Origin of the sequence: Chitinophaga vietnamensis (genome assembly GCF_902167635.1) — a bacterium.
Lineage (GTDB): Bacteria > Bacteroidota > Bacteroidia > Chitinophagales > Chitinophagaceae > Chitinophaga > Chitinophaga vietnamensis.
This window is the reverse complement of sequence record NZ_CABHMS010000009.1, coordinates 212522-230626: the sequence shown is the minus strand read 5'-3', so window position 1 is coordinate 230626 and position 18105 is coordinate 212522. Positions and strand designations below refer to the sequence as shown.

Sequence of the window (18105 nt, the reverse complement as noted above, 5' to 3'; positions counted from 1 at the left end):
AGGAAATAAACCAAATGGTCTAAAATATGCAACACCAGGTTTTGCCTTTGTCGTTTCGCGTCACTGCGCTATTACTATCAGGTATGAGCCGCCCTTTCCCGGTTACCACTGCGAGGATGTTTTTTCGCCTGTACTGCACGCCGCCAGCGAAAAAGAAGCTGCGCGCCTCCCAGCTCGAATGGCGCAATGCCGCCACTGTAGCGCAGATACAGGTCAGCAGCTATCCTTTCGATGATACCCCGTTTTCCATCGCCACCTATCGCTGGGGATCATCTCCCAAAAAAATATTGCTCCATCATGGATGGGGAGGCAGTCCTTTGCATTTCCGCCAGCTCATCACCATGCTGGTGAACAATGGCTATGAAGTAATATCTTACGATGCCCCGGCGCATGGCAGCTCCGGCGGCCGGCGCACCAACCTGGTGCAGTGGATGCATGTGCTGGCGCAAATGATCGAAAGAGAAGGCCCCTTATACGCTGTGATAGGCCATTCCCTCGGCGGCCTCACCGCCGCGCTCACGCTCGCCCGCCGCGAACTACAGGTGCCCAAGCTCGTGATGCTTAGCTGTGCCCTCAGCGCCCCGGTGTTCTTCAACGAAACCTTCCGCCTCTTCCGCATCGATCCCGTGGTAATGCCGCATGTACAAAAGATCATACGTAAACGCCTACACGAAGATCTCGACAGCATGGACCTGCATCGTTATATCAACGGTATCCATGCCGATCGCATCTGGATGGCATATGATACTACTGATACGCTCGTATCAGCTACGGAAGTGGATGATTTCCTGCAACGGTATCCTGCTATAGAATCAATGAAATTTAGTGGCGACGGGCATTTCCGCATCATGCGCCATGAAGGTGTGTTAAATGGTATCCTGCAATTTTTAGCATAGCTGCTCAGATACGTTCTGGTGCTCAGACAATGCTACCAGGCGAAAACCCGGTAGCATCGCATTTTATAACAATTGTTTTCTCAAAAAAGCGATTGCCAATTTGTATGCCTCTTTGGTAGCTTCGCTATTGTAAATGGGGTTACTCGGATTGGCGAAACCATGTTCGGCATCAAAGCTTTTTACGGTAAGCTGTTTACCTGCCGCCTGCATATTTTTTTCGAACTCCGCTACTACCTCCGGGTTGATGCCTTTGTCTTTTGTGCCGAAAATGCCCAGCACCGGGGCTTGCAGCGTTTTTAACCTGGCCACATCTTTTTCCGGCATGCCGTAATACATCACATCGCCTACGTTCTGTGCGCCATTGATCAGGCCGGATTGCAGGGAGAGCCCGCCGCCATAGCACCAGCCGATGGTAGCGATTTTAGCATGGCTGCCGGCGTATTGCAAGGCGCCTTGCATGATAGCCCTCAATCGTTCCGGTTTGGCGGCCTGCATGAGTTTGGCCGCATCCTGACGGTTCACTGCCACCTGCTGATCATACATATCCAATGCCAGCACATTCACTTTGCCTTCAAGATCCTTGTACAGTTTTTCAGATTCTTTCTTCACATAATCATTGAGGCCGTACCATTCGTGGTATACGAAAAGATATTTGTCGGAAGCGCTCTTCGCTTTGAAAAGAAAACCGTGAGCGTCTTGTCCGTCGGGCGTTTTGAAGGAAACAGCAAGGCCTTCGGCGCCTTCGTAATGATACGGCAGCGGGTCGGGGTGCGACAGGCGGAAGTCTTCACGGTTGGCCAGCGCAGCGAAATCTGTGATGGCATCAGCATGACAGCAGGGCGCCGTTTGCGCCGACACGCCGGCAGCCATGCAGAGCAGCAACAGGGAGAACAGCATTGTTTTCATAGTGAAAGAAATTTATGATAAGTTACAAAAAAAAAATATTACTAACGTTAACGGATATACGCTATTAATACCTGATCGTTACCTTATTGCCCGAGATCTTGTAAGTGAAATCCTGCGAGTGGCTGAGTTTGTCCAGCACCTCCTGCAGGGTAGCATGATGGAATTGTGCTGCCGTAATAGTACGTGCTTTGGCGGCGTCGCCGGTGATGGCTACTTCCACGCCAAACCAGTCTTCCAGCAGGCGGGAAAGCGCCATGGTATTGGCATCGCGGATCACCAGCGTATCGGAGCGCCATGCTTCGGCTTCTTCCGGATGGAAGGTTTCTTTCTCCATCAGGTCGATCTCTTTATTGGCCAGGATCATCTGTCCGCGTTCCAATATTTCAGGTTGATTATCAGTAGTGGAATGATAGGATTTGCTCACCTTGATCTTGCCATTCACCAAATATACGGTAGCGCCTTGTTGTGCGCTGAAGGAGCGCATACGGAAATCGGTGCCCAGCACCGCTGCGGTGAGTTTGTCGGATACCACGGAAAAGGGCTGTGGGGCGGCTTTCACGGCAAACCAGGCGTCGCCGTCGAGCAGCACGGTTCTCTTTTCCTGTTGAAAATTTTGCGGCACCAGCAGGCGGGACGCGGAGTTGAGGATCACCTGCGAACTATCCGGCAGTGTCACAGCGGTTCGGCGACCCGTTTCGCCCTGATAGGTAGTGTAATGTACGCCCGGCGTTTGCAAGGCCAGCAAGGGATCCGTTGCAGGAGCGGAGTTTGGTTGACAGGCAGCCATCATCATCACAGCCAGTGGCAGCCATCCTTGATACTTTTTGGTAGTATCAGCATTTAATCGCATATGCCGGTATTTTTGTATTTATCAGAAAAGAGCTAAAAGTAAGGAAAATAAACAGCAGCAGGCGCGGGCGCTTCCGTCAATTTCTGTGTAACAATAGACAATTTCTGTTTACGCAGATAAAAAGATTTTCCCGTGTAATAATGATTTTTGGTTGAAAAACAGACGCACCCTAACTTTGCGGCCCATGGAAAAGCAGCTACCTTTATCTTTCGATAATACGGCCATTGCATTTGAGGCAAAGACCGACAAGGCATTGAAAAAAGCCAACTTTCTCTTTAGCTATATCGGCAAGCCATGGCTCGTTAAAATGGGCGCCAGCCTTACTCCGCTGGCATTCAAGCTGGGCTTACCTATCAAAGGCATCATCAAAAATACCATCTTCGCACAGTTCTGCGGCGGCGAAACCCTTGAAGAAGCAGCACAAACCGCTCATCAGCTGGGTAATTATCATGTGGGCGCTGCGCTCGACTACGGCGTAGAAGCCATGGAAGGCGAAAGCAACTACGACCAGGCAGTGCCGGAGTTTATCCGTGCGATCCAATACGCGGCCTCCCAGCCTGATATTCCTTTCATCGCCATCAAAATAACCGGCTTCGCACGTTTCGAACTGCTGGAAAAAATCCATCGCGGTGAAACGCTTTCCACTGAAGAACAACAGGAATACAACCGCGTACGTAACCGTGTGCAACGCATCGCCGAAGCGGCCGAGCTGCATGAAATAGGCCTGCTCGTTGACGCCGAAGAATCCTGGATACAGCAGCCGGTAGATGATCTCGTAGATGAAATGATGCTGCTCTTCAACAAAAAGAAAGCGATCGTATACAACACTTTCCAGATGTACCGTCACGATCGTTACGAGTTCCTGAAAGTATCGCTCGAAAAAGCCATAAAGGAAGGATACCTTCTTGGCGCCAAACTGGTACGTGGCGCTTATATGGAAAAAGAAAACAAACGCGCTGCCGCCAATAATTACCCTACTTTCATACAACCTGATAAAGCCGCCACCGACAGGGATTACGATGCTGCTGTGGCTTATTGCCTCGATCATCTCGATCATCTTGCCGTATTCATCGGCACCCACAACGAAAACAGCTGCATGCTGGCTGCCCGCATCCTCGATCAGAAAGGACTGCCGCACAACCACGAGCGCGTCAGCTTTTCACAGCTGCTGGGCATGAGCGATAACATCACTTTCAACCTGGCACATGCCGGCTACAACGTTTCCAAATACCTGCCTTATGGCCCTGTAAAAGATGTCATGCCTTACCTCATCCGCCGTGCACAGGAAAATACCTCCATCTCCGGCCAGATGGGCCGCGAGCTCGCCCTGATCCGCCGCGAACTGAAGCGGAGAGCGCTGTAGGTTGTCTTTGCTCAGGATTTAAGGATTGAAAGGATTACCAGGATTTTTTTTATCAGGATTAATAAAGATTAAAAAAGATTTGCGGAGATCTTCGCGACGATAGCCCTTGAAGCGCTTTGAGCGCTTCAAGGGCTGGAACCTCGTTAATCTTCCTGCAAATCTTTTTTAATCTTTATTAATCCTGATAAAAAAAATCCTGGTAATCCTTTCAATCCTTAAATCCTGAGCAAAGACAACCTTCGCGTCAAATGTTGCTTTCGCTCTGTGGCAACGGGAATTTGTCCCAAACATCATCATCGGGTCTGTCTTTGGGCAGGGTGCCGAGGAGGTTATAGCGGCGCAGGTCTATCCAGCGGTGGCCCTCCATGAAAAGGGAGTAGCGGCGTTGGTTTAGCATTTCGGTGATCAATGCGGCCTGTGTAACGGCGCCTGCATAGGCCGGGAGGCCGTGTGCAGTGCGGATCCTGTTGATGGCTATTATGGCATCCGGGAACTGGTTAAGTTGAATTTTGGCCTCTGCATAGATCAGTATCAGCTCTTCGTTACGGATGATGGTAATGGGCGAGCTGAGTGATGGCCACAACGCAAGATCGCGGTTGCCGGTAAGGCCGCTCTGGCTGGCCGGCGCGGAGCGCAGCGATGTTTTGTTGATACGGTCGTCACCTGCGCTGATATCTGCCGCAAAAGTTGGATGCGCTACACGCACCTCTCCGGTGTTGTTGGGCGGCAGGAACATCGTGTTGGCGATATCGCCGCCATTGGTGGAGAAAGTATGATAAACACCGGTATTGAAATCGCCAGTAAGATTAAAGAATGATTCATTCAAAGCGGCGAGCGCGCCGGTCCAGTTTTTCCTGTAAACGGCCACCCTGGCGGCTATGGCGCGATTGAACTTGAGCAGCCCGGCAGCGTCATTGAATCCGGCAAAACCGCCAGACAGCGGGAAGATCACATCTGAACCGGTAAGGTCCGCCTTGCCTGCATCCAGGAAATTGAGGATGGAATCCAGCGCCTGATCGGTATTGGTGATGATAGGATTGACCTGTTTCGGATCATCGCTCGGAACACGTATGCCATTGCTGTAGGTGAGGTTGAAGTTCAGCAACAACTGGTAGCCGATCAGCGTTTTGGCGAAACCGGTGAAAGCTTTCTTCTGCGCATCATTGGCTACTGTCGTTTGTGTGTTACGGATGCCATCCATGATCAGGAAACACTGACGTATCACGGAATAGCGGCCGGACCAGGGATTGGTGAGATAGAAAGTGTTGTTGTCGAGCGTTTTGGTGCCGCCGCCTAAAAGGTCGGTGGTGTAGCGCGGCTCGCTGCCGGAGAAACGGTAGATCTCACGGCCTATCACGCCATTATCATCGAGGTAAGCGGCTATATCGCGGCGCATACCGGATTCGGCGCCAGTCACCAGGTTGAAAAGATCGCTGCGCGAAGGGTTGGCCGTAATACCGCCAACAGTGGGCGTATTCAGACTGTTGATCTCCCCCTTCTGGCAGGAGGCGAATAACAACAGGCAGATAGCGGCAGACTGTATATAGATGAAATACTTTTGCATGATTTTTCAGTTTTGTTAGATAGATAATGATCAGAAATCAACGCCGATATGAAAGCTTCCTCTTTTGTTGGCAGGGAATGGCATTACATCCACGCCGGTAGACAATCCGTTGCTGCCGCGGCTGCCGGCAGTGGTCATTGTATTGCTGCCAAAGTTGGATACTTCAGGATCATAACCTATGTATTTGGTCCAGGTGAAAAAGTTGTTGGCAGAAATGCCTACACGCAAACCTTTGATGAAATTCACGTGTTTCAGCGGCACATTGTAATACAGCCCGATCTCACGGATACGCACATACGAAGCATCCTGTACATATAAGGAGGCATCGCCGGCATTAGGCCTGTAAACGCCTGCCTTGGTGCCTTTGATCATGTCGTCATAATCGTAGGTAGTACCGCCGAGGTCTGTCAGCAGTTCAGTGAGATTGATGTTATCGCCGCCATTTTTCCAGTGGATGAGGAAACGGAGGGTGAAGTTTTTGAGGAAAGACACTTCGTTGTAGAAGCTCATCTGGAACTTCGGCTCGGCATTGCCGATCAGGTTGAAATTGTTGCCTACAATGCCTTTGATCTGGGTGGCTGATGCGCCTTCTTCCAGGTAGAAAGTACCCAGCGAGTTACCGAATGCGCCAATGGAGAAGGCCGGAATGGTGAGCTTGGTCACCTTCGATTTGTTTTTCCACCAGTTGATATTGGAAGTCCATTTCACTTTGGCGGTATTGATCGGGATAACGGTTAAACCCAGTTCCACGCCTTTGTTGCTCAGGTCGCCACTGTTTTTCCACTCGTTGGCAAAGCCGGTGGAAGAGGCCAGGGAGTGACGTAACAACAGGTCGTAGATGCGTTTATCATAGTAGGTAGCCTCCAGGCTGATGCGGCCATTGAACACGCTGATATCGAAACCGGCTTCGAGTTCTGCCTGTCTTTCCGGCTTGATATCCGCATTGCCGCGGAGGTTATCTACCAGCACGCCGGGGTTGCCGCCGATATTGCTGGCCAGCATTTGTGTGAACTTACTGCCATAAGGCGGTACGTTGGCAGATTGCCCGTAAGCCGCACGGATCTTGAGGTTATCGATGGTATGCACATCCCAGAATTTCATCTTCGCAATGTTCCAGGAGAAAGCGCCCTTCGGAAATACATAATATTTTTTGTAGTCGCCATTATTGGTAGACCGGTCGAAACGTACGCCGGCGCTGATGGTGAAGGCATCGATCAGCGAGAGGTCTTCTTGCAGGAAGATACCATTGTCGCGGTATTTCTGCCTGAACTGACGGGTAGTTGTATTCGCGCTTTGGTCTACGTTGGTTTGTCCTGCTACGAGGTTGGTGGCCGAAGTAACGGTGTTATCCAGGTAGCCGGTTTCGAGTGTGGCGCCGAGCGTACTGGTAAGGCCTATATTCTCATTCGGCGTGAAATTGTTGACGATGAATCCTGCCAGGTTGGTGTTGATGTTGCTGGTGATGCCTTGTATGGAGTGGCCTTGCGTGGTCTTCTCTTCAAACTGAAGATCCCGCGGGAATAACGCGACGGTCTTGTAGTTGAAGAAATCCACACCGCCGCGGGCAATGAAACGTGTGGTGGAGTGGGCGCTCTGCTGGAAATTGATATCTACGTTACCGCCGCCTACGAAGCGGTTGGTGGTTTCGTTGTTGATCATCCTGTCGCGCGTTTCCAGCGGGTTAGAGGCGGCAAAAGAATCGCGGGGATATTCACCGCGCGCATTCGGATGCAGGTCTATCCAGGTAGGCGTGGAAGACAGCGCCACGCCCAGTGTTACGCCGTTGTTATCGTTATTGGTAAGACCGCGGTCGGAAGAAGCGTTGATGAAGTTAGTAGTGAATCCTACCGAAACGCGATCGTTGACTTTATGGTCTACGTTGAGGCGGAATGAATTGTTGAAGTAGCCGGTGTTCTTGATGATACCTTGTTCCTGGCGGCGGTTGCCGGAGGCGTAGAAGGTCGTTTTTTCAGAGCCACCGCTCAAAGCCACGTTGGTATTGAGTATCAGGCCGGTCTCGCCATAAAGTTCTTTTTCATAGTCGAATATTTTTCCGGCGCTTTGCGCGGCGAGGAATTTAGCTTTGTACCAGCTGCGGGTAGCCAGTACCGATGGATCTGTGCTGGTGGCGGGTCCGGCGAGGTCGGCAGCTGTTTCGGCGGTGAAGGTACGTACGCCCATCAGGTGACGCGCTTTCTGGAAGCCGATCTCCTGGTTGATGCTCACCCTCGTTTTGCCGGCGCGTCCTTTTTTCGTGGTGATGATAATCACGCCGGCAGCGGCTTTGGCGCCATACATCGCTGCAGCGGAGGCGCCTTTCAAAATCTCGATGTTCTCAATATCATCGGGGTTCAGGTCGGCAATGCGGCTGGAGGGGTTGTCCTGGTTGTTGGGGTTGCCGGCAGTAGCGGCGCCGGTTACATCATTCAGGCCTGCGGGAATGCTGCTGGCATTGAAGAACACGCCATCCACTACATACAGTGGTTGCGAGTTGCCGAATACAGAAGTGATACCACGAAGTTTTACAGAGATACCGCCGCCCGGTGCGCCGGAGTTGGCAGTGATGAGGGCTCCTGGTACTTTGCCGCTCAGCGCGGCGTCAAAGGTTTGTGCAGGCGCTACGCCATTGAGCTCTTTGCCCGAGATGGTGGCCACTGCGTTGGCAAGGTTTCGCCGCTTGACGGTAGTAGCAAGGCCCGTTACCACTACTTCATCCAGCCGGGCGAAGTCTTCTTCCAGTGAAACATTCACAGCACTGGAACCTCCTGCAATAGAAACCGTTTTGGTTTTATAGCCGGTAGAGCTGAAGATGAGATTGGGCGTGCCTGCCGGAACAGAGAGGTTATAATTACCCATGGCATCAGAAACAGCGCCACGGTTAGCGTTAGGCACACGCACAGTAACGCCGGGAATCGGATTGCCATTGACGGCATCGGTAACCTTTCCCGAAACGTTCTGCTGTGCAAATAGTGCGGTGGTGCTGCATAAGCAAAACAGCACCAGCAAGGTGAATTTAGGTAGAAGCATAGCATGTAGCGATTTAAACTGAAAATTGATTGATTAAATAGCGGTTTTAGATCATGAATAAATGTTTTAGATCACAGGATAAAACCCAGCAATTTTTCTCCGGGAGATATGCAAATTGAGATTTTGGTTTTTACAATATTTCTTAGTTCGATTTTGGTTGACCTCCTGTAAATGCCCGGTTGATGTACATTTGCAACTACAGAGATACAGAGGGCGTTTTTTCGTATAGCCGTTTCCTTGAGGGATAGTTCCTTTCTGGTTGTAACCTTTTGAATTATTGAGCAGATTACGAAAAATTACAACCACATCCACTTTTTTTCTTCGACTTAATTTTGTTATATTTTTCTCTGTAACTTGCCGCCTTATGGAGCAGTATCTTTCTTTATTACAACATATTATAAAAAATGGTGCGGTAAAGTCTGATCGCACGGGAACCGGCACCACCAGCGTTTTCGGCTATCAGATGCGTTTTAACCTGCAAGACGGATTCCCGGTGGTCACCACCAAGAAATTGCACCTGAAATCCATCATCTATGAATTGCTCTGGTTCCTTCGCGGAGATACCAACATACATTGGCTCAAAGAACATGGCGTAAGCATCTGGGATGAATGGGCCGATGCAAACGGCGACCTCGGACCCGTTTACGGCAAACAATGGCGCAGCTGGGAAACCCCCGATGGTAAAGTGATCGACCAGATCACAGATGCGGTAAATACGATCAAAAAGAATCCGGATTCCCGTCGTATCATCGTAAATGCATGGAACCCCGGCGACCTTGGCAAGATGGCCCTCAGCCCCTGTCATTGCCTCTTCCAGTTCTATGTTACGCCCCCCGATACCAGCAAAGGTGAAACCCGCGGCAAACTAAGCTGCCAGCTGTATCAGCGCAGCGCAGATGTATTTCTCGGCGTTCCCTTCAATATCGCCTCCTATGCACTCCTCACCATGATGATGGCGCAGGTGTGCGATCTCGATGCCGGCGATTTTGTTCACACCTTCGGCGACGTACACCTCTACAGCAACCATATGGAACAGGCGCAGCTTCAGCTGAGCCGCCAGCCATTCCCGCTGCCGGTAATGAAGATCAACCCGGATGTGAAAGATATCTTTGGTTTCAAATATGAAGACTTCGAACTGGTGAACTACCAGTTCCATCCCGCTATCAAGGCTCCTGTGGCGGTATAATCTGCGTTTATGATGACTGTTTCCATTATCGTGGCGGCCTCCGAAAATGAGGTGATCGGCCTTAACAACCAGCTGCCCTGGCGGCTGCCCACAGACTTGAAATATTTTAAATCCACTACGCTGGGCAAACCCATCGTGATGGGCCGTAAAACATTTGAATCGCTCGGCAGGCCGCTGCCCGGCCGCCCCAATATCGTGATCACCCGCCAGCCGGATTATGCTCCCGAAGGCGTATACGTAGTGCCTTCCATCGAGGCGGGCATCGCCAAGGCCAACACCTTTGAAGGCGATGAACTGTTCATCACCGGCGGCTCCCAGATATTCGTACAGGCGATGCCGTTAGTAGAGCGTATCTACCTCACACGGGTATACGCCGTTGTGCACGGCGATGCTTTCTTCCCTGTCATACATGGCAGCGATTGGAATCTCGTGAGCGATGAACGCCACGAAGCTGATGAGAAAAACCAATACCCTTTTGCTTTCCAGGTATGGGAGCGGATTCACAAATAAAATAATTGTGTTTGCTACCAATATATCGCCCCTCCGGGGCGTATTATTTGTTGGTGCATACGCCTGTTGCTACCAATATGCCGCCCCTCCGGGGCGAGTTGATGCAAATGTATTGCTGCCGATGTTCCGCCCTGGAGGGGCGATATATTGGTAGCTATGCGTATCTACTAACACCTCGCCCCGTAGGGGCGGCATATTGGTAGCAAAAAATAATCATTTGAAAATAACAGTACCGAGGCCCTGCGTCAGCTCCCTTTCAAGCTGTTTCAGGTGCTGCTGCATTTCCATGCAACGCAGCAGCTGATCCATGTCGCTGGTTTTTTCGGCTTCCTGCTGGTTCTCGTAGATCAGCTTTTTGATCTTGCGCAGGATGAGATAATTGGTAGTGGAGATCGTATCTTTCAGATAGGCGTTGTCGCCGTAAACCGTATCAATTTCAAAGCGCTCTTTCCAGTTCACGCTCAGGTCGGCTTCTTTGTCTTCCAGTATCAGCGCGATGCTTTTGGCAAGTTCCTGGTCCTGGTGATAGAGGAACCACTTTTTATCGGGCACGCTGCCTTCATCATACAGTTGTTTGTATTCCCGCAGGATGCGCTTTACCAGCTCGCTATCTGCGAGTGATTCAAAGTCATAAGGGAGATGGAAAACATAGTCGGCCACTGTGTTTTGCTCTTCTTCACTGAAGGGTTTGTCGCCGAAGCGCAGCAGTATCTTCACCAGTTCCCGCTCTTGTTTCTCATCTTTATTCAGCAGCGAATCGATGGAGATGCCGGTTTCAGCGGCTTCCATGGCGGCGATGGCCTCATCGCTAAGAGCGTCTTCTGCTGGCTCGGGATGATTGCGGGCATGTTGTTGCTCGCGCTTCACGAGGCGTTCGCGGATAAATTTATTGACGAGGAAGATGAGCCCCTGTTCATCGATCTTCAGCAGCTGGCTGCATTGGCGGATGTAGTCCTGCTGGCGGGTAAAGTCTTCTGCCTTATCGATCTTGGAGATCGTCTCTGCGATCTCGTTTACCAGCTGTGATTTTTTATTGCTGTCGTTGCCCGCTTCCTGCATACTGAGTTGCAGCTTGAAGAGCACGAAGTCTTGCTTGTTCTCCTGGATGAAATTACGGAATGCTTCCGCGCCGATGCGTTGTACATAGCTGTCGGGGTCTTCTTTATCGGGCAGCAGTACGAGCTTTACGTTCAACCCTTCTTCCACGGCCATATCCAGGCCACGCAGGGCGGCTTTGATACCGGCGCTGTCGCCGTCGTAGATGATGGTGAGGTTGTTGGTATATTTCTTTATGAGGCGCAGCTGGTCTTGCGTGAGCGAGGTGCCGCTGGAGGCCACTACGTTTTCTACGCCGGCCTGGTGCAGGGAGATCACATCGGTATAGCCTTCCACGAGCAGGCACTCGTTGAGTTTGTCGATGGCATGACGGGCAAAATAGGTCCCATAAAGCACGCGGCTTTTTACATAGATCTCGTTTTCCGGCGAGTTGATATATTTCGGGGCGCGATCGGATTTCACCAGTATGCGCGCACCGAAGCCCAGTATTTTACCGGATTGATTGTGGATGGGGAAGATGACGCGGCCGCGGTAATTATCCGCCGGCTGCTCATTACGGATGGTGACCAGGCCCGTTTTCTGAAGATATTCCAGGTTGTAGCCTTTGTCCAGCGCCGTTTTCACAAAGGCGTCGCGGGTGTTGAGGCAGTAGCCCAGCTGGAATTTTCGTATGGTCTCTTCCGTGAATCCGCGTTCTTCAAAGTAGCTAAGCCCCACATTTTGTCCTTCTTCATTGTGGAAGAGCGTATCAGAAAAATATTCGCGGGCGAAATTGTTGATGATGTACAGACTGTCGGCCAGCTGCTGATGTTGTTTCAGCTCAGGGCTTACTTCTGTTTCTTCCAGCTCCACCTGGTATTTCTGTGCCAGCCAGCGCAGGGCTTCTACATAGGAATACTTCTCATGCTCCATGATGAAGCTGATGGTATTGCCGCTGGCGCCGCAGCCAAAACACTTATAGATCTCCTTGCTCGGCGATACAGTGAACGAGGGGCTCTTCTCGTTGTGAAAAGGGCAGAGGCCGAGGTAGTTGGCGCCCCGCTTCTTCAGCTTCACGAACGAGCCTACAATCTCCACAATATCAATGCGGGCAAGTATCTGTTGTATGGATTGTTGTGATATCAAAGCAAATGCAAAAATAGGAAATTACGAATTACGAATTAAGAATTACGGATTTGTGGGGAGATCTGACAGGTCTTCCCACAAATCCGTAATTCTTAATTCGTAATTCGTAATTTCTTATATTTGGTAGATTTATCCACAAGCCAAACAATCTTATTTATCAGATGAAAGAAGTATTTATAGTAGCTACTGCCCGCACGCCGATAGGATCTTTCAATGGCGCGTTATCGGGTATTCCGGCTACAAAGCTCGGATCTACCGTTATCAAGGCGGCGCTGGAAAGAGCCGGCGTAGCGGCTTCCCAGGTGAATGAAGTGTTTATGGGAAATGTGATCAGCGCTAACCTCGGACAGGCGCCTGCTAACCAGGCCAGTCTTGGCGCAGGTATCCCCAACACGGTACCTTGTACTACCATCAATAAAGTGTGCGCTTCCGGTATGAAAGCCATCATTGCCGGTGCACAAAGTATTCTCCTTGGCGATAACGATATCGTAGTGGCCGGCGGCATGGAAAATATGAGCGCTGTGCCTTACTACCTCGATAAAGCCCGCACCGGCTACAAGCTGGGCCATGGCAGCGTGATCGATGGTATCCTCCGCGATGGCCTCTGGGACCCGTACCACGATTTTCACATGGGCAATGCGGGCGAATTATGCGCCAAAGAATACCACATCACCCGCGAAGACCAGGACGCCTTTGCGATCGAATCTTACAAACGCTCCGCTGCAGCCTGGGAGAAAGGATATTTTAAAGAAGAAGTGGTGCCCGTGGAGATCCCCGGTAAAACAGTGACCACCATCAGTGAAGACGAAGATTATAAAAAAGTGATCTTCGACAAGATACCTACGCTGAAACCTACTTTCCAGAAAGATGGTACCATCACCGCCGCTAACGCCTCCAATATCAACGATGGCGCCGCCGCCGTAATACTGGCCAGCGGTGAAAAAGTAAAAGAGCTGGGACTGAAGCCCCTGGCCAGGATCGTGAGCTATGGCGACGCTTCACAAGCGCCCGAATGGTTTACCACCACGCCCGTAAAAGCAGTGAACATCGCACTGGCAAAAGCCAAACTGAAAGTAACTGATATGGACTTCATAGAAGTGAACGAAGCCTTCTCCTGCGTGCCTATCGCCAATGCAAAAGACCTGCACCTGTCTATGGACAAAGTGAATGTATGGGGCGGCGCCGTAGCCTTAGGCCACCCGATCGGTTGCAGTGGCGCACGTATCGTAGTAACGCTCAATTCCATCCTGCATCAACACAACGCAAAATATGGCGTAGCCGGCATCTGCAATGGCGGCGGCGGCGCCAGCGCGATAGTTATTGAGAGAATTTCTTGATTTACGGATTTTTTGATTTACGGATTTCTTGATTTAGAGGGAACCCGAAATTCCCTTCAAATCAAGAAATTCCTAAATCAAAAAATCCGTAAATTCATAAATCCGTCAATTCCCCAATATAACGGTGGTGTCTATACGAATATTCCTGCCGCTGGCCAGTAGTTGTATACGTACGCTGTCTTCTCCTTTCTTGATCAGCTTCAATGCCCGTAGCGGCGCTTTCGGGTTTACTATGTCAGGTGTGATCTTCTCAAAAAACCAGTATTTATCTTCAATCAGGCTGTATTCCGGGTATCTCGACAAAATCCCGCTGGTCTTGGTTTGCAGGGCATAGTCGTTGTCGATATCGTAGCGGTGGAAGTCACTGTCCGACAGTAAAGTGATGGCGGCTACCAGTGCGAGCGTGCGTAATGGCGGCAGTAACAGCCCGAAGAGCAATACGAAGGGGAACCCGAAAAAGCAGGCGAGATAATAATACCGCGCGCTGATGGCCGGTTGGCTGAAACCATATACCAGCATGCCTGTGCCGGCATAGAGGGTGAAGAATACGCGCTCCGTTTGTGTGCCTTTGAAGCCGTAGCTGTTGAGCATGAGCAAGAGGCAGATGATGGAGAAGAAGAGGAATACGAGATGCAGCGACCAGGCGAGGGCGGCAAATTCCGGCGCTTTCACTTTTTTTATCTTGCAGGAAAGGGCCGTCAGAAAGCATAAGGTCAGGACAGTAATGGTAATCATCTTTTCATATATGAAAATATAAATATATCAAATGTATTCAATTTTTAAAAGGGCTTTTGCTTTTTCGCTAACAAACAATATTTTTGCCCTGCCCAATCGAGAACCGGGCAATTAAACTTTCAAACTTTATACGAATAGCATGCGTCAGATAGCTTTCAGACAAGCCTTAAGAGAAGCCCTGCAGGAGGAATTCCGCCGTGATGAGCGCGTATTTCTCATGGGGGAGGAAGTAGCCGAATACAATGGTGCTTACAAAGTGAGCCAGGGAATGCTGGATGAGTTTGGTCCTAAACGCGTTATTGATACGCCGATCGCAGAGCTGGGCTTTGCGGCCATCGGTGTGGGCGCTGCACAAAATGGCCTGCGTCCGGTAATTGAATTTATGACCTGGAACTTTGCTGTACTGGCACTGGACCAGATCCTCAACACTGCTTCCAAAATGCTCGCCATGAGTGGCGGCCAGGTAGGTTGCCCGATCGTTTTCCGCGGCCCTAACGGCTCTGCAGGTCAGCTCGGCGCACAGCACTCTACCGCTTTCGAAAGCTACTATGCCAATATCCCCGGCCTGAAAGTAGTATCAGTTTCCAACCCGTACGATGCCAAAGGCCTGCTGAAGGCTTCTATCCGCGATAACGACCCGGTGGTGTTCATGGAAAGTGAAGTGATGTATGGCGATATGGGCGAAGTACCTGAAGAAGAATACATCATCCCTATCGGTAAAGCCGATATTAAACGCGCTGGTAAAGACGTGACCATCGTATCTTTCAACAAAATGATGAAAGTGGCGCTGGGCGCGGCAGAAGAGCTGGCCAAAGAAGGTATTGAGGCAGAAGTGATCGACCTCCGTACGATCCGTCCGCTGGATTGGTTCACTATCCTGGAATCTGTAAAGAAAACCAACCGCCTCGTGATCGTGGAAGAGCAGTGGCCTTTCGCCAGCGTGTCTTCCGAAATCACCTACCGTATCCAGAAGGAAGGTTTCGACTACCTGGATGCACCGATCCGCCGCATCACCGCTGTAGACGCGCCTATGCACTATGCGCCCAACCTGGTGAAACTGTACCTGCCCGATATCGAGCGTACCGTGAAACTGGTGAAGGAAGTGATGTACATGAAGAAATAACGACGAAATTCAATAAAAAGCAAAGCGACGCGCTGATGCGCGTCGCTTTGCTTTTTATTGAAAAAGATCGCTGCTGAGGTATCTGTCGCCGCGATCGCAGATGATACTAACGATCACGCCACTACGTAATTCCTGCGACACGCGCAAAGCCGCCGCCACGGCGCCTCCGCTGCTCATCCCGCAAAAGATGGCCTCTTCTTTTGCCAGGCGCTTCGTCATCGTACGCGCCTCTTCTTCCGAAATATCCATGATACGGTCTACTCTCGGTCTTTCAAATATCCTGGGCAGATAGGCTTCCGGCCACTTGCGGATACCGGGAATTTTAGCGCCTTCTGTTGGCTGGCATCCTATGATCTGCACGTTGGGGTTCTGTTCTTTTAAATAGCGGGAAACGCCCATGATCGTACCAGTGGTGCCCATCGCGCTCACGAAATGCGTGATGCGGCTTTGGGTATCGCGCCAGATCTCGGGGCCGGTAGTGCGGTAATGCATGCCGTAGTTGTCGGGATTGGCAAACTGGTTCAGCATAAAATAGCCGCCTTTGGCTACCTGTTCGTTGGCGTAATCGATGGAACCTTCCATAGACTGCTCTTTGGGGGTGAGCACCACTTTTGCGCCATAGGCCTGCATGGTGAGCACGCGCTCCTGGGTGGCATCAGCGGGCATCACCAGTTCTATTTCGAGGCCGAACAGGTTGGCGATCATCGCCAGTGCGATGCCGGTATTACCGCTGGTGGCTTCTATCAGCTTCATACCGGGCTTGATCTCGCCGCGGTCCAGTGCGCCCTTGATCATACCATAGGCGGCACGGTCTTTCACACTGCCGCCAGGATTGGTGCCTTCCAGCTTGGCATAAATGGTGACTGCCGGGTTAACGGTTATTTTCTTCAGTTCTACCATCGGTGTATTACCGACGAGATCGAGTATGGAGGCCATGATGCTTGATTATAATTCTGATAACTTGTGCGCTGCTTTATAGTAGATACGGGAGAAAGGTTCCACACTTTTGATCAGCCACACATTGCCGCCAATCACGCTGTTATGGCCTATCACCGTGTCGCCGCCCAGGATGGTGGCGCCGGCATAGATCACTACATGCGCTTCAATGGTAGGATGGCGCTTGCTCATCGCCATACTTTTTTCAATGCTCAGCGCTCCGAGCGTAACGCCCTGGTATAGCTTCACATGCGGCCCTATCACCGTTGTTTCACCGATTACGATACCCGTGCCGTGGTCGATACAGAACCAGGGCGCAATCACCGCCCCCGGGTGAATGTCAATGCCCGTGCGGGAATGCGCCAGCTCCGTGATCATGCGTGGCAGCAAAGGTACCTGCAATTGCTGCAGTACATGCGCCATGCGGTAAAAAGCCACCGCATAAAATCCGGGATAGGCCCGGATCACTTCATACAAACAGGTGGCGGCAGGATCGCCTTCGTACATAGCGCTGGCATCTTTGGTAAGATCGTCGTAGATCGCCGGCACCTGCTTCATGAAGGCCTGGCTCAACGATTCTGAAGAAGCCGGCAATTGCCGCTGCATGGGCTGTAAGAGCAGCTCCAGCTGTATTTCCAGCTGACGTGCGTACTGTTCCAGCATCACAGGATCGGCCATCACCTGGCCGGTATGCTCGGGGAATAACCAATTAATCAGGTTGTTGGCAAAGTCGCTGACGGCCCCGGTGGCAGGGTAGGCGTTTGCCGCAGCTAATCGGTGTCTCCGCTTCAATTCTTCCAGAAAATCATCGTTCATATGCGGATGGAATTACAGCTAAATGATGGAGAATGAAATTACGCATAAATCCTGTAAAGTTAGTGGACTAAATTCGTATTTCCACGGGATTTCTCCCATTCATAAGCGCCCTCCATGATGAGATCAAATACAGGATCTTTGATATCGTAGTAAGCATCTTCATGATCGGGGAAATACCTGGCCAGCTGCTGTTTGATCTCCCCGTAGGCATGCGCGGCATAAGGGTGGGTACGCAGGTAATCGCGGCACAGCAGGGGATATTGCTGGTTGAAATACCCTTGTACCCGCACATGCAGGTGCACGCGGCGGGAAGGCCTGAAAAACATACGTTTTACCAGCTCTTTTTCGGGAATATCATCGCGGCCCGGCGGGCGGTGGTCGATCACGCCTCGTACGGAAGCCTGGTAGCCCAGTGCCGCCAAAGGCGCGTCCAGCGGCACATCCAGGCTGCCAACCGTCATCTGGATATCGATCACGTCTTTGGCCGGCAGGCCCGGCACACTCGTAGAGCCAATATGGTCGAAGGCCAGCGCCCATTGGCCTACCGCCGTCTTCAGCTCCGTTACAATCGACTTATATTCTTCCGGCCAGCGCGCTTGGTAAGGAATTATCTCTATCTTCATGGTCCGTTATTTAGCTGCAATTTTAGCAATTAATATTCCTTCTTCTTGCCGA

Annotated in this window: 15 protein-coding genes; 6 read left to right on the top strand and 9 right to left on the bottom strand. The window is 51.1% G+C overall.

Annotation, left to right across the window (positions count from 1 at the left end):
- Positions 1 to 26: 26 nt before the first annotated feature.
- Positions 27 to 896, top strand: coding sequence for an alpha/beta hydrolase (locus FPG75_RS22830; protein ID WP_143310336.1), 870 nt, complete (start codon positions 27 to 29; stop codon positions 894 to 896).
- Between the two features lie 63 nt (positions 897 to 959).
- On the opposite strand, the gene FPG75_RS22825 is transcribed toward FPG75_RS22830, so the two are convergent.
- Together FPG75_RS22825 and FPG75_RS22820 are read right to left on the bottom strand one after the other, a co-directional pair.
- Positions 960 to 1802 (bottom strand): dienelactone hydrolase family protein, encoded by an 843-nt coding sequence (locus FPG75_RS22825; protein WP_143310334.1) that lies wholly within the window; start codon positions 1800 to 1802, stop codon positions 960 to 962.
- A 64-nt stretch (positions 1803 to 1866) separates the two neighbouring features.
- On the bottom strand, positions 1867 to 2652 hold the full coding sequence (locus FPG75_RS22820; RefSeq protein WP_143310333.1) for a FecR family protein: 786 nt from the start codon (positions 2650 to 2652) through the stop codon (positions 1867 to 1869).
- Between the two features lie 184 nt (positions 2653 to 2836).
- Here FPG75_RS22820 and FPG75_RS22815 point away from each other — a divergent pair, with 184 nt between their 5' ends.
- Positions 2837 to 4015, top strand: coding sequence for a proline dehydrogenase family protein (locus FPG75_RS22815; RefSeq protein WP_143310331.1), 1179 nt, complete (start codon positions 2837 to 2839; stop codon positions 4013 to 4015).
- A 244-nt stretch (positions 4016 to 4259) separates the two neighbouring features.
- Here FPG75_RS22815 and FPG75_RS22810 read toward each other — a convergent pair whose 3' ends face one another.
- Positions 4260 to 5579 (bottom strand): RagB/SusD family nutrient uptake outer membrane protein, encoded by a 1320-nt coding sequence (locus FPG75_RS22810; RefSeq protein ID WP_143310330.1) that lies wholly within the window; start codon positions 5577 to 5579, stop codon positions 4260 to 4262.
- 30 nt (positions 5580 to 5609) lie between these two features.
- On the bottom strand, positions 5610 to 8606 hold the full coding sequence (locus FPG75_RS22805) for a SusC/RagA family TonB-linked outer membrane protein (protein ID WP_143310328.1): 2997 nt from the start codon (positions 8604 to 8606) through the stop codon (positions 5610 to 5612).
- Between the two features lie 364 nt (positions 8607 to 8970).
- On the opposite strand from FPG75_RS22805, the gene FPG75_RS22800 reads away from it, so the two are divergent.
- Together FPG75_RS22800 and FPG75_RS22795 are read left to right on the top strand one after the other, a co-directional pair.
- The gene (locus tag FPG75_RS22800) at positions 8971 to 9792 is read left to right on the top strand and encodes a thymidylate synthase (protein ID WP_143310327.1); all 822 of its coding nucleotides are present in this window, start codon (positions 8971 to 8973) and stop codon (positions 9790 to 9792) included.
- Positions 9793 to 9801: 9 nt separating this feature from the next.
- A complete protein-coding gene (locus FPG75_RS22795; RefSeq protein ID WP_236652877.1) occupies positions 9802 to 10302 on the top strand; it encodes a dihydrofolate reductase in 501 nt (166 codons plus the stop codon).
- Between the two features lie 213 nt (positions 10303 to 10515).
- On the opposite strand, the gene dnaG is transcribed toward FPG75_RS22795, so the two are convergent.
- Complete coding sequence (gene dnaG / locus FPG75_RS22790) at positions 10516 to 12483, bottom strand: DNA primase (RefSeq protein ID WP_143310325.1); 1968 nt, start codon at positions 12481 to 12483, stop codon at positions 10516 to 10518.
- A 161-nt stretch (positions 12484 to 12644) separates the two neighbouring features.
- Between dnaG and FPG75_RS22785 the strand changes: the two genes are divergently transcribed.
- On the top strand, positions 12645 to 13820 hold the full coding sequence (locus FPG75_RS22785) for an acetyl-CoA C-acyltransferase (protein ID WP_143310324.1): 1176 nt from the start codon (positions 12645 to 12647) through the stop codon (positions 13818 to 13820).
- A gap of 105 nt (positions 13821 to 13925) precedes the next feature.
- Here the strand turns inward: FPG75_RS22785 and FPG75_RS22780 are convergent, their stop codons facing one another.
- A complete protein-coding gene (locus tag FPG75_RS22780) occupies positions 13926 to 14555 on the bottom strand; it encodes a hypothetical protein (protein WP_143310323.1) in 630 nt (209 codons plus the stop codon).
- Between the two features lie 139 nt (positions 14556 to 14694).
- On the opposite strand from FPG75_RS22780, the gene FPG75_RS22775 reads away from it, so the two are divergent.
- Positions 14695 to 15678, top strand: a complete 984-nt coding sequence (locus FPG75_RS22775; protein ID WP_143310321.1) for a pyruvate dehydrogenase complex E1 component subunit beta — start codon at positions 14695 to 14697, stop codon at positions 15676 to 15678.
- Between the two features lie 54 nt (positions 15679 to 15732).
- On the opposite strand, the gene cysM is transcribed toward FPG75_RS22775, so the two are convergent.
- From cysM to FPG75_RS22760, 3 genes are read right to left on the bottom strand one after another with little or no spacing between them, the layout of a single operon-like run.
- The gene (gene cysM / locus FPG75_RS22770) at positions 15733 to 16614 is read right to left on the bottom strand and encodes a cysteine synthase CysM (protein WP_143310319.1); all 882 of its coding nucleotides are present in this window, start codon (positions 16612 to 16614) and stop codon (positions 15733 to 15735) included.
- A 9-nt stretch (positions 16615 to 16623) separates the two neighbouring features.
- Entirely contained in the window at positions 16624 to 17430 is an 807-nt protein-coding gene (locus FPG75_RS22765; RefSeq protein WP_143310317.1) for a serine O-acetyltransferase, read from the bottom strand.
- A gap of 59 nt (positions 17431 to 17489) precedes the next feature.
- Positions 17490 to 18053 carry a GrpB family protein gene (locus tag FPG75_RS22760; protein WP_143310315.1) on the bottom strand — a complete coding sequence of 188 codons (564 nt, stop codon included), beginning with the start codon at positions 18051 to 18053 and terminating at the stop codon, positions 17490 to 17492.
- Between the last annotated feature and the right edge of the window lie 52 nt (positions 18054 to 18105).